The 12,936-nt window shown below is 51.6% G+C and carries 12 protein-coding genes; 4 read left to right on the top strand and 8 right to left on the bottom strand.

What is annotated here, in order from left to right:
* Window positions 1-27: 27 nt before the first annotated feature.
* From J7438_RS07720 to J7438_RS07705, 4 genes are all read left to right on the top strand, one after another.
* The gene (locus tag J7438_RS07720; RefSeq protein ID WP_209276099.1) at window positions 28-489 is read left to right on the top strand and encodes a PaaI family thioesterase; all 462 of its coding nucleotides are present in this window, start codon (window positions 28-30) and stop codon (window positions 487-489) included.
* On the top strand, window positions 486-950 hold the full coding sequence (locus J7438_RS07715; protein WP_209201468.1) for a PaaI family thioesterase: 465 nt from the start codon (window positions 486-488) through the stop codon (window positions 948-950). Before J7438_RS07720 ends, J7438_RS07715 begins: the two co-directional genes overlap by 4 nt.
* Before the next feature lie 121 nt (window positions 951-1,071).
* Window positions 1,072-2,091, top strand: a complete 1,020-nt coding sequence (locus J7438_RS07710) for an Asd/ArgC dimerization domain-containing protein (protein WP_209276098.1) — start codon at window positions 1,072-1,074, stop codon at window positions 2,089-2,091.
* A gap of 113 nt (window positions 2,092-2,204) precedes the next feature.
* Window positions 2,205-4,472: a motility hub landmark protein FimV gene (locus J7438_RS07705; protein ID WP_209276097.1), complete on the top strand. Its 2,268-nt coding sequence runs from the start codon at window positions 2,205-2,207 to the stop codon at window positions 4,470-4,472.
* A gap of 70 nt (window positions 4,473-4,542) precedes the next feature.
* On the opposite strand, the gene J7438_RS07700 is transcribed toward J7438_RS07705, so the two are convergent.
* The 8 genes from J7438_RS07700 to J7438_RS07665 are packed head-to-tail and all read right to left on the bottom strand — an operon-like array spanning window position 4,543 to window position 12,918.
* Window positions 4,543-5,700, bottom strand: a complete 1,158-nt coding sequence (locus tag J7438_RS07700; RefSeq protein ID WP_209276096.1) for a tetratricopeptide repeat protein — start codon at window positions 5,698-5,700, stop codon at window positions 4,543-4,545.
* Window positions 5,701-5,728: 28 nt separating this feature from the next.
* Window positions 5,729-6,691, bottom strand: coding sequence for a type II secretion system F family protein (locus tag J7438_RS07695; protein ID WP_209276095.1), 963 nt, complete (start codon window positions 6,689-6,691; stop codon window positions 5,729-5,731).
* Window positions 6,692-6,711: 20 nt separating this feature from the next.
* Window positions 6,712-7,683, bottom strand: a complete 972-nt coding sequence (locus J7438_RS07690; protein WP_209276094.1) for a type II secretion system F family protein — start codon at window positions 7,681-7,683, stop codon at window positions 6,712-6,714.
* The gene (locus tag J7438_RS07685) at window positions 7,680-9,122 is read right to left on the bottom strand and encodes a TadA family conjugal transfer-associated ATPase (protein WP_209276093.1); all 1,443 of its coding nucleotides are present in this window, start codon (window positions 9,120-9,122) and stop codon (window positions 7,680-7,682) included. The genes J7438_RS07690 and J7438_RS07685 overlap by 4 nt, the downstream gene beginning before the upstream one ends.
* Window positions 9,123-9,166: 44 nt before the next feature.
* A complete protein-coding gene (locus J7438_RS07680) occupies window positions 9,167-10,408 on the bottom strand; it encodes a CpaE/TadZ family protein (protein ID WP_209276092.1) in 1,242 nt (413 codons plus the stop codon).
* Between the two features lie 52 nt (window positions 10,409-10,460).
* Window positions 10,461-10,991 (bottom strand): TadE/TadG family type IV pilus assembly protein, encoded by a 531-nt coding sequence (locus J7438_RS07675; protein ID WP_209201476.1) that lies wholly within the window; start codon window positions 10,989-10,991, stop codon window positions 10,461-10,463.
* Entirely contained in the window at window positions 10,991-11,590 is a 600-nt protein-coding gene (locus tag J7438_RS07670; protein ID WP_209276091.1) for a TadE family protein, read from the bottom strand. Before J7438_RS07670 ends, J7438_RS07675 begins: the two co-directional genes overlap by 1 nt.
* A complete protein-coding gene (locus tag J7438_RS07665; protein ID WP_209276090.1) occupies window positions 11,587-12,918 on the bottom strand; it encodes a pilus assembly protein TadG-related protein in 1,332 nt (443 codons plus the stop codon). Before J7438_RS07665 ends, J7438_RS07670 begins: the two co-directional genes overlap by 4 nt.
* Between the last annotated feature and the right edge of the window lie 18 nt (window positions 12,919-12,936).

Here is a 12,936-nt window from a genome sequence, read left to right as displayed (position 1 = left end):
CAAATAATCAGAAAAAATGAATTAATTATGTTAACGGAACAACAGCTAACAGACTTTGCCAGCAACTTTGTCAAAGTTATTCCCCACTGCCTGCATTTGAATATGTCATTGGTCAAAGCGGATCGTAACGGCATTGAACTGGAAATGCCCTACGACAACCGGCTGATAGGCAACCCGGAAACCGGCGTCATTCACTCTGGTGCCATTACCACCCTGATGGACTCCTGTTGCGGCATTTCCGTGTACACCCGTATGGAGCAGCTGGAAGCCTGCCCGACACTGGATCTGCGTATTGACCATATGACCACTGCTCAGCCCGGTAAGCCGGTCCGGGCATTTGCCGAGGCTTATCATATAACCCGTTCCATGGTCTTTACCCGCGGTGTTGCCTACCAGGAACACCGTGATCAACCCATTGCCCATGCCGTAGGCACCTTTATGCGAATAGGACAACACTCCATGAAGCCAGTGCAGGAGTATATGCAATGAAGGACCAGATCGAACAATCAGGGTTTGCCAGCATTATTAAGGATGTCCGGGAGTCAAGAGAATACAGTGTTCTGACCAGTGGTATTCCCTATGCCAGTATGATCGGTATGCAGTGCACGCCGATGGGCGATGATGCCCTGTTTACCCTGCCGAATCAGATGAGCAATATTGGTAACCCCCTGCTGCCTGCCATCCATGGTGGGGTGATTGGTGGTTTTATGGAGATGTCTGCGGCTCTGCATTTAATGCTGTTTATGGAAGAGCCGAGGCTGCCCAAAATTATTGACTTTTCCATTGATTACCTGCGCTCGGGGCAGCCAAGGGATATCTTTGCCCACTGTGAGGTCTGTCGACAGGGGGCCAGGGTGGCCAATGTGGCCGTGACCGCCTGGCAGAGTAAAAGGGAGTTACCAATAGCCATCGCCCGGGGGCATTTCAAACTTTCCAGGGGAACGGCCTGAAACTGCTTGCCTGATATTAACGCCCTGTATAAAGTCGATGGTTTTTTATCATTTATGTGGTGCTGGCTGACACAAGGTCAACGATGCCCATACTTTCTCTGGCTTGCGGGGCCTTTTATCCATGAACCGAACATACAATATCGCTATTTACGCTGCCGACACACTGGCCGGTGAAACTCTGGTTCGGCAACTGGAAGAATCACTGTTTGATGGTAAGCCGCTACCGGTAATGAGCCTTTATCCGCTCGTGGAGTCTGCACAGGCTTCAGGTTCCGTTGAGTTTCATGGCGAAACACTGGAATTTATTCCCGCTGAGGAAGCCGACTTTTCCACCACTGATTTTCTGGTGATGCCCGCCGGGTGTCAGCGAAATGCCCAGTTGATGACCCGGGCAGTTGAGAGTGGCTGTGTTATTATTGATGCGGCAAAAGGGGCTGCATCCCAGGGCTATACCGTGCCGGTGATGGTTGACTTGAACAGGCATTTTATCGAAGAGGCGATAGATAACCGTTACTTTGCCGTACCCGGATCTGCCGTTGCCTGCTTACTCCCTCTGCTGCAAAAGCTGCACCAGCGGTTTACTCTCAGCCGTATCAATCTGGTGGTTATGCAGCCGGTGGCGGCCCTTGGTACAAAGGGTGTCGATGCCCTGCGTAAGCAAACCATTGAGCTGCTGAACGGCAAGCCGGCAGAGCATGGTGATTTTTCCACTCGCCTGGCCTACAACCTGATTCCGGAAGTTGATGCCGAAGAGGGTGAGAAAATCGGCAATGAAGCCAATATGCGCAATGAGCTGCTGGTGGCTTTGGGAGAGGAATTGGACATCCGTGTGACCTGCATCACAGCCCCGGTATTTTTCGGTGACAGTTATGTTGTTGATCTGGATACTGTCCAACCGGTTGATTTTCAGGAAATACAGTCTTTACTATCAGAACTCCCTGAAATAGTAGCGGCAGATGGCCTTGGCATGCCTACCCTTGAAGACGCTGCGGGAAGTGATCAGCTGCATATTGGCAAACTCCGGCAACAATCAGATTATGCAACCGACTTGAGTTTCTGGATGGTGGCCGATAGCTTCAAGAGAAGTGCTGTTCATGCTGTTGAATTAATTGGGTTATTGATAAAAGACTTTGCTAAGTGATAACTTAGTTTAACTGCTTGGGGTTCCTCGCTGTATCGAGAAAGGGGGGGGCTGCTTTCTCTACAGCTGAAGGCAGAAGGGGCTCAAACAGTCTAAGCATAAAACAAGGATTCATGATGAAACTGCAAAAACTTGTCGTAGTGATGTCAGCGCTGGCAGGGGGAATCGCTGCAATGAATTCCCATGCGCTGGGTCTGGGGGAGGTGAAGCTGTATTCAGCTTTGAATCAGCCCCTGGTGGCTGAGATAGAGTTAATGCAGGTCAATGATCTCACTCGCAACGAGATCCTCTCTAACCTGGCCAGCAAAACAGACTTTGAGCGGGCCGGTGTTGAACGTCCTTTCATTTTGAATAATCTGCGGTTTACCACCAAAGTTGGCCCTGATGGCAAAGGTTTGATCAAGGTCACCAGTGACAGCCCGGTCCATGAGCCTTATCTGAATTTCCTGGTGGAGGTGCACTGGCCAAGTGGTCGCCTGTTGAAGGAATATACGCTTCTTCTTGATCCTCCAGCTTTCAATGGTCAAACTTCAGCCCCTGTTGTCAAGCCCGCATCCATTCCGCCCCATTATGGGACTAACCCTGTGTGGGACCAGCCGCCAAGGGTCAATGGTAACCGGATAAACCGCAACTATACGCCGTCACAGGAAGCCATTGAATATCGTGACTCCATTCAGCGGCAACAGGTCCAGCGGGTCTCCTCCCGTCGCGATGACGCCTCTTCAGATCTGCCCGGTAGCACACCCGGGACTTACCGGGTGAACAGAAATGACAGCCTCTGGGAAATCGCTGAGAAAGTGCGCCCCGACTCCGAAGTGACGGTACAGCAAACCATGCTGGCGATTCAGCGTGGCAACCCACAGGCATTTATTGATAACAATATTAATCGCCTCAAGAGCGGGCAGGTCCTGCGGATTCCGGGTCGTAATGAGATGACCCGTTTGACGGTCCGTGAAGCCGTTGCTGATGTATCCAGACAGAATCGTGAGTGGCGGGGGCGCAGCCAGGTTGCGCAACTGGATGCTACCAGGCGAACATCATCCATCGCCTCGGATTCCCGCAAGTCTCTGGATGGTCAGCTGGCCATCGTTTCCGGTGATGCAGCCAGCGGGCGTGGACAGGATCTCGGTGGCGATGCCGCCGGTGGCAATGCCGTGTTGCAGACCGAGCTGGCTATGACCCGTGAACAGCTTGATAAGCTGAGCCGGGAGAATGCCGAGCTCAAGAGCCGGTTGAAAGATCTGGATGATCAGATTGCTACCCTGAAGCGCCTGGTTGCCCTGAAAGACGATCAGATGGCGGCCTTGCAGAACCAGTCCCGGTCATTACCCACCCAGCGCCAGGCAGAGACAGTATCCGGGCCGGGCATGATGGCTACGCTCTTTGGTAACCCTCTGATTATGCTCCTGCTGGCTTTGATACCTTTGGGAGGCGCTGGCTGGCTCTTTTATCAGCGGCGCAGGAAACAGCAGGAAGCGCTGGACGATGAAGATGTTGACATTCAACCTGTCAATTTGAATAAGGAGGCACCGATTGATGCCTCCCCAAAGCCAACAGCCTCTCCCAGCGCAGAGGATGAGCTTAAGTTTGATGAAGCGCTGGCCATCGATGATTCGATCATTAATGAAGTAGACGCTGATGGGGAAACCACTGGGCAGACCGAAGACCCGCTGAGTGAAGCCGATATTTATATTGCCTATGGTCGCCTGGATCAGGCTGAGGAACTATTGACTCAGGCAATCTTGAATGAACCGGGAAGATCTGACCTTAAGCTGAAACTTCTTGAGGTTCATTCAGAAAGTGGTGATCTTGAAAAGTTCAACCAGGTCCTGGCTGATCTTGAGGCAACCGGTGATCATGCTGCCATGCGTGCAGCGGAGGTGTTCAAGGCACGGTTCTCTGACGCATTTGAAGGTGTTTCAGCGCCGGACCAGATCAATGAGATGCCAGACCTTGATCTGGATGGCCTTGAGCTGGATGGTGATGAGCAGGGATTTGACTCTCTGGATGACCTGGACTTTGATCTGGATGATTTTGATCTGGATGAAGAGCCTGAAGCCGCTGAACAGTTTGAGACCAGTGAGCTTGATGATCTGGATGACCTTGATTTTGGTGTTGAGTCAGACGATGTGCTTGCCCGGGATAGTCAGGCCGCTTTCTCCGATGAGGGTGGTTCCAACCTTGAAGCTTCTCTGGATGATGATCTGGACTTCCTCTCCGAAGGCGATGAGGTTGCCACCAAGATTGATCTGGCAAGGGCTTATATGGATATGGGAGACAGCGAAGGGGCCTCGGCAATCCTGCAGGAAGTTATGGAGCAGGGCAGTGATGAACAGAAGCAGGAAGCTATGTTACTTATGCAGAATGCCGGAACCAGTTGATCGGATTGATCTCTGCTTCTGAAAGAGCTCTTGTGAGCTCTTTTTTTTGAGACATTTTCCTAAAGGCAGCCTACTGATCAGGGTTCAGGTTGTCTGCTGGACTTGATAAAGACTCATTCACCTGCTGCACCTTGCCCAGGTTTTTCCAGGCAAGCTCATAATGGCTGGGCGAGTGATCCAGTGCCTGTTTAAGCAGTTGTTCTGCTAACGCCTGATTTCCCGCCAGTAGCGAAAGATAACCCGCATCATTAAAGGCCTCCCAAGACTTCATGGTGGTGTTGAGCAATGAGATGGCCTCTTCCTGTTGATGTTGACGAAGGTATAGCAAGGCAAGATTACGGCTGGCACGACCATAGCCGGGCTTGATATTCAGCGCTTTTCTGAAGTGGCTTTCCGCCTGTGGCCATTGACCGGCAAGGTACAGTGAATACCCCAGGTTATTAAGCAGGGTTGGATCATTAGGGGTGAGGGTCAGTGCCTCCCGATAAAAGCGTTCTGCCCGCTGGTAATCTTTGCTCAGATCAGCAAGAACGCCAAGAGCATTGAGTGATCGTATTGGCTGATAGCCAGTCATCGCATTACGTTCAGAATGCTCACCAATATTTTCAGACTGCTGTCGCCAAAGTGACACTGCCCTGTTGAGCAGTGCCTCTGCCTGTTCATTTTGCCTGCCTTGCAGCCTGGTGAGCCCCAGAGCTTCCAACGCCGCAACAGGGTAGGGATGATCGTTCACCACCTGTTGGTAAATACGCTCTGCCAGCGCTTGCTGCCCTGTCTGCTGGTAAAGTCCTGCCAGTTTCAGGCTGGCCAGATAACCCTGATCCCTGGCGTTATCTGTCTCTTTTATTTCTGCATTCTCCATTCCGGGGTTGAGCGCATCTGGTAATTCAGCCTTTATAGCATTGTTTGCCAGCTCAATGGTTCTGACATAGTAGGCCGCTGCCCGATCCGTTTCTCCCCCGGACCAGGCAATATCCCCCTTCATCAGAGCCTGCTCCATGGTCAGGCTCTGTTCAATACCCAGCATCTCTGCAGTCAATGTACCCTTATAAAGTTCTGGCGTCTGAGCTGTTGCAGCAACGGAGTCCGTCGATGTCTTTTGCGGCAGTCCATGGCAGCCAGCCAATAACAGAGTCGATATCAGTAATGGGTAACAGTTCTTTTCGGTTGGTAAGCAGCGTTGCAGTAAAGCGGGTATGGATAACGGCATGGTAACTTCCCGATGCATATTTTCTTTGCTATTGGTAGTGTGTCGGTTAAAACTGGCTGAATGACTCGATCAGCTGCATGATTGCCGGCCCAACCGCCACCAGGAAAAAGGCGGGCAGCAGAAACAGAATCAGGGGAAAGATCATTTTGGTGCCAATTTTGGCCGCCTGCTCTTCCGCAGACTGAATCCGCCGGTCCCGGAAATCTTCTGAAAATGTTCTGAGGGTATCGGCAATACTGGAGCCGTACCGGATACTGTCACTCAGTGTACTGATCAGGCCGTCCACCTCTTTCAACCGGATGCGCATGCCCATATCCTGAAGCGCCTTATCGGACGGAACACCCGCACGCATGGCCGCATTGACCAGCTCCAGTTCGTTGGCCAGTTCCGGATGGCTGATGTAGAGATCATCAGACAGTCGTTGTATAGCGCTGCGCAGACCAAGGCCTGCTTCCAGAGACACCACCAGTAGATCCAACGCATCCGGAATGGCAAGGCGTATCCGCTGCTGCCGCCGTTGAATCAAGCCGGTGAGTATCCGGTTGGGTAGCATCATGCCCAGCCAGGCACTGCCCGAAAAGGCAAACAGCCAGAGCTGGAAAGACATTTTCTCCACCACCAGGGCGCACACCGACAATACGATAATGGGCAAACCGACGGCCAGTATCACTTTTAACCCGTAGAATACCCATAAGGCACTGTCCGCACGCCAGCCAGCCTGAACCAGACGGGCCTGTACCCGACTGCGTTCCCAGTTATCTTTGGGCAGAATATAAGCCTGTATCGGACGCAAAACCTGAAACATATCCACTCCGACCGGTGCGGTTCGGCTTTCGATATCGGAGATTTGTTTCAAACGACGGCGAACCGGATCGGTCATGCCAGTGGCAAAGGTGTACACGCCCATCAACAGTGTCGCGACGGACAGGGAGATCAGTGTTAAAAGCACCAGTCGTCCTGCCTGCATATCCCCAAGGGCAATCTGTAATTCAGTTAACAGGTTTTCCATAACCACTCCCACATATTTTGCTACATACGGACTTTCAGTAGCTGCCGAATCCAGAGAATGCCCATAACGATCATGGCCAGGGCAGTCATCAACAGATGATTACCGCTTTCCGTTGCCAGCAGAGGCGTCAGGTAACCGGGATTAATGATATACAGCAAACCAAACATGCCAAATGGCAGCAGACTCAGGACCCAGGCACCCATCCGCCCTTCAGCACTTAGGGTTCTGACCCGGCGCTGAAAACGAAAGCGTTCCCGCATCTGCTGATTAATCCTGCCCAGCACCTCAGTAATATTGCCGCCGGTATCCCGCTGCACCAGTATTGACACCACCAGCATCATCATGGCCACGGAAGGTACCCGCTGCAGCATGGCAAGCAACGCTCGCCGCATATCATTGCCGTAGTTGATGTCGGCAAAGGTCAGGGCGAACTCCCCTGCCAGTGGGTTGGCCTGTTCTTCCGATACAATGCGGACGGTTTCAATAAAGGGGTGTCCGGCCCGCAGGGCATTGACCATGGTTTCTATGGCGTCCGGAAGTTGTTCCTCTATACGATCCAGGCGTTTTTTCCGATCCATGATGATCCGGACAAATGGCAATGCAGTGCCCACCACAAAGGCCGTCAGGGAGAACGCTGGGGAACCCGTAAAAAACCAGAGACTAAAACCGGCCGTGATTCCCGCCAGCAATCCGGTAGCTACCAGTCTGTGCGCCAGCATTTCCCGGCCGGATTGCTCGATATACAGGCTCAGACGCTCCATCAGGGGAAGCTCTTCCAGTCGACGTTCCCAGGGTTGCAGATTTCTGAGGTATTTTTCCCGCAGAATACGCTGCAGAGTCGGTGTATGGTCTGCCAGTTCAAGGCGGTGCATCCGGCTCTTTAAACGACGGCGGACTTCACGCTTCTCGCCAACCAGGGGAACAGTGAGTGAACTGAGTAAAGCAAACACAGCAATAAATACCAGCAGGGCGAATATCAGTTGTGGATTCATGGGGCAACCCCCAGCTCACCTGATGGGCCATACTGCCATTCGGTATCAAAGACATCCCTGGACAGTTCAATACCATACAGTGCCAGACGGTGATAGAGTTCAGGCACCAGGCCGGTTGCCTTATAAACACCGGTAACCTGACCGGACTCGTCATGGCCTCGGCGCTGGAAGCGGAAAATCTCGGTCATGGTAATGATATCCTGCTCCATTCCGTTCACTTCCTGAATACTCACAATGCGACGTTTACCGTCTTCCATGCGTTCCAGCTGCACAACCAGGTCAATGGCAGAAGCGATCTGCTGCCGGAGGGATTGCTGGGAAAATGCCAGGCCAGTCATCTGTACCATATTATCCAGACGTTGCAGGGCATCCCTGGGTGTATTGGCATGGATCGTGGTCAGAGAGCCATCGTGCCCGGTGTTCATGGCCGTGAGCATATCCAGGGCCTCGGCTCCCCGGACCTCACCGACCACAATACGATCCGGTCGCATCCGCAGACTGTTTTTGACCAGCTCCCGCTGGTTAATTTCCCCTTTGCCTTCCAGATTGGCAGGACGGGTTTCCAGGCGGACCACGTGGGGTTGCTGCAGTTGCAGTTCGGCAGAGTCTTCTATGGTGATGATGCGGTCATCTTCAGGAATACAGCCAGAGAGGGCATTAAGCAGTGTGGTTTTCCCGGTGCCGGTGCCACCGGAGACCAGGATATTCAAGCGCATCCTGACCATGGCCTCCAGGGTTCGGGCCATTTGTGGTGCCATGGCACCCAGTTCCGCCAGGTGCAGAAGGCTCATCCGGTCAACGGTGGCACGGCGAATGGAGAGGGAGGGACCATCCAGTGCCAATGGCGGAATAATCGCGTTTACCCGTGAACCATCGGGCAATCGGGCATCCACCATAGGCGACGATTCATCAATACGACGGCCAACCTGGGCGACAATTTTTTCGATGACATTCAGCAGGTGCTCATTATTGCGAAAGCTTAAGCCGGTCAGTGTCAGCTTTCCCTGCTTTTCCATGTAGATGGTCTCTGCGCCATTGACCAGAATATCCGACACATCCTCGCTGCGCAGTAATTTCTCAAGGGGACCCAGCCCCAGCAATTCATCAACAATCTCACTGAGAATGGTTCCTCGCTGCTCCATGCTTAAGGGAGCGCTCATGGCGCTGAGCAACTGTTGTCCTGTTTCCTCTATTTGTCGACGGGCCTGGTCATGGGGGAGCTTGCCCAGGCGGGGCAGATCAAGACGTTCCAGTAACTCTTCATGAACCCGTTGCTGCCAGTGGTTCTGCAACTCCCTGAGGCGACGGGCCTGAAGGTCATCTTCTTCGCTGGTCTCTTTGATCAATGGCGCTGTATCAGTGTCGCTGATAACGGGCTCACGACGTTTTTTTTCTGCCTTCCTATCAACAGTAGGCTCAGGATGGTAGGTGAATGCCATAAATACGATCCCTGTATTTTATCTCCAGCTATTAATCTATTGGTTTAACCGAACAGGCGTTTAACCAGTGCCGACAGTCTTGATGGAGCTTCAGTCTGCCCGGTAAAACGGCTGTGCAGAGCCACCACCGCTTTGGTAACACTGGCCTTCGGGGCTTGCTTAAGCAGTGGCTTACCAGAATTGAGGCTGTTGCTTACCCGGTGATAATCACCGGGAATGGTGACAACCTCGCCCACCTTGAGCGTGTTGCAGATATCATTGACCCTGATAGGCAGGCGGGGGTGATACCGGTTGACGACGATAGTGAATTGATCCCGGGAAAGCCCAAGTTCACTTTCCGACAAGTCCAGCCAGCGCAGGGCATTGCGAAGGGAAAGCATATCCTGCTGAATAACCAGGCAGATATCGTCTGCCTGATCCTGAATAAAGGTACTGATATTGGTGGGAAACATAGGCAGGTCAATCACCACATCGTCCCGTCCCTGCTTCAGAAGTTTTAGCAGCCTGGCCAGCTGGTCGGTATCCGGGTCAGAATACGCCATCAGATCTGGCTGCTTCATGGCCAGCACCTCAAGCCCACTCTCGTGTCTGGCCAGATAACCGGCCAGCGCCGTTTGATCCAGGGACGGTAATTCAGCCAGTACATCTTCAAGGCCATAATCGCTGTACAGATCCATAAACTGCAGCACCGAGCCCATTCTGAAGTTGAGGTCCAGCAATAGACATTTCTGGTGATTGGTTGCCTTGATATGGGCCAGGTTACAGGCCAGAAAGGTGGCACCGGCACCACCGGAGGCAGACAGCGCGGCAGTTATCCTTGCCTGCCTGATGCTTGAGTTGGCCTGACGATGTTCAAAAAGAGTTTCCAGAAGAGAAAGCAACTCCTGGTTGCTGAATGGCTCTGGCAGATAATCATTGGCTCCGGCCCGCATGGCGGCTCTCATCAGCAATGGTTGATCGGCAGGGCCGATAACGATCAGTGTCGTTTTTCCCGCAGTGTTGTTTATTACCGGAAGCAGCGATGACAGGGCATCAAGTTGTTGTTCCGGTTGTTGGCCCAGTCGGTGAATGATGACGTCAACCGGTTGTTGTTTCCGGAGTAGCTGTGTGAATCTGTCTTCACTCTGCAGTAACAGGCGTTGGCTATTAATCTCCACTACCGGTGCCAGAATAGCATTCAGCCAATCCAGGGATTGCTCTGAATCACCCGTTAACAGTACTTCCAGTTGTTCCTGCTTTTGCTCCGGATAGAGGGATTCACAGCTGGCTGGTTTGGTATTTTTCATTGGTAAACTCACTGACATCTGTCTTCTGACTTTATTATGTGTAATGTGCTTATCAGCTACTGCACGGTGTACCACTGTTTGTCCAACCCAGGCTCTCTCTGGGCAGAATAACCTGGAAAGGGGGCATGGCCATGGTTTTGGGGAACCCCATCAGATTGACCGGAGTGACAAATTCAAATGAATAGCCGCCATCCCCCTGGGTCAGTTGTGCCCTGACAAAACGTATGGAATCATAGGCAGCACAGTTAGCCGGGGAGGCAATGACACCGCCATCCACATCCAGATAGGCCAGATCAATATGACTGGTGGTCAGTCCATTAATTAATGCACTGCGGCTGCCGTCAGCTTTCAGCATTCCCGCCGCTTTGGCGGATTGAATACCACTGGCGTTGGGAAACAGGAATGTAGCGGCTTCCGCAGACCGGCGAGTGGATTCCTGTAGCAGGTTCATGGTGAACATCATACGACCAAAATCAATAATGCCCAGAATCAGGGCAAACAGCACCGGGGCAATCAGGGCAAATTCTACAGCGGCGACACCTTGCTGTTGTCGCTTTAACACATCAAAACAGGTGCCTATCATTAGAAAACCCTCATGGATGCCTGCGCTTGCATGGGAATGCTGAGATCCAGGCCAAGCAGGGGGATTTCGTTGAAAATGGGTTGATAGGTGTAATCAATCTGTACCATCAGATTGCCGTCTATTTCGTTGCAGTAGCGTTCGCCATTGATCTGGTCTACCAGTTCACTGAGAATGTTGTAGCTTTCAAGATACGCTCGAACCCGGCAGAGGGATTGTCTTGATGTGCTTGTATTGCTGTTTTGAACAGCTTCAAGGGCGTTAAAATTCATGTGGACCTGGTTTTCAGATAACCCGGGAAGGACGGGATCTCCTTTAGAATTGGCAATACCATAAACTGCTACCTGGCGAGCCTGAATCCGTAACTCATTTTCCAGATTAGCTTTTAAATTCTCCAGATTAAAAAGGCCACTGCTGGGAAGTCGGGCAGAGATATAACGTGCAGCATCAAACGCTGCCATATGCAGGCGCTGATAACTGTAATACATTCGACCAAATTCAACTGTGGTAATTAACAGTGCTACCAAAAAAGGTAAAACCATGGCAAATTCAACGGCTGCCATCCCTTGCTGCATGTTGGTGTTCTCGTTATCTCTGCTCATGACCCTGGCCCATCATAGAGAACCACATCATAGGCACCACTGATCTTCTCTTCATTTGTAATGGCAGGACAGGGGATATGCTGTGCAATAAACTCTGTACGATATTCAAGATCAATGTTGGTCCAACCCCGCTCTTCATCTACATCATCAATGAACACACGGGCCGGTTCCAGCATAAAGAAGCAGGCAAATTCTTTGTTATCCAAATCTTCAACGCCACAGCTGGGGGCAACGGGCATTTTCAAAATACGCCGGTTGGTTTCACACTCACTTGTGTTGCATTGCATGTTTTGATTGGCATTGTCTTGAAGATAATCTGCATAGATATAGGGATAATCTGCGATAGCTACTTCTCTGCCCCAGCGTCCAAGTATCTCAGTAAGTAAACCCAGGTATTCCTGAAAAAACTCAACTTTGCCATCAATATTGGCCTTTGGGCGAAACTGCCGTGAAAAGGCATCACGTTCTCTGCAATCAGCACAGGCTAACTCATCCTGAGAAGAGAACGTTGAATTGTAATCAGCACTGAAAACATCATTGCCGAAATTAGTAATACCCAGTCTAGTGTTCAGCATTGTGCCGGGCCTGAGAGTCCATGAGTCGTAACCAAACTCATCAACTACCCTGGTGGGGGTATCTTCATACATCAGCACATTTTCTCCACTCCCTAGCATTACGGAAGTGATTTCATAGAGCAAAGGCATATTCAATACCTGTTGTTCAAAACCGGTGGTATCAATAAACATTCTGAAACCAACCACATTTTCCAGATCCGTGTCGTCTAGAAACGATTCGAGAAAGTGATAGATTTGTGGATCATTGGTGTCAGCCGGCCCGGGATTACCCAGATTATTGGTGCAGGCCATAATCGGCGCAACGCTGTAGGCAGGCTCCGGTGCCGGACCGGCGACAGCCGTCGCTGTTAATGTGGTATCACCAACACCCGCCAGACCCAGCAAAATCGGGGATACTGTTTCTGAAATACTGACGGCAAAACGCCCGCTCAAATCGGTGCTTCCTCCTTTCGGGGCAGAGATATCGATATTCAAAGATTCCGTATTGCCGCCCATCGCTTGAATGGTGGCGAGAGCGTTGGCTTCTGGTGCGTTATAGGTCTCATTGGGAAAGAAGTGACTTTTCGCCGCACTCAGTGCAGCGGCATTGGCCATATTCTGCAGCCTGTCCCGCTGGGCAAGCATATTGCCGGTATCCACTGCCAGCCCCATCATTGCCATAACACCGGTCAGGGTAATGGCAACCACCACGGCAACAGCACCACGCTGTTTCCGTTTAATGAAAATGTGGGATAAACGTCGTTTATCTTGCATAACGGCTGTCTTCCAAAA

It is taken from the genome of Thalassotalea sp. G20_0 (genome assembly GCF_017744175.1).
Classification (GTDB): domain Bacteria; phylum Pseudomonadota; class Gammaproteobacteria; order Pseudomonadales; family Endozoicomonadaceae; genus Endozoicomonas.
This window is presented reverse-complemented; position numbering and strand designations above follow the sequence as displayed.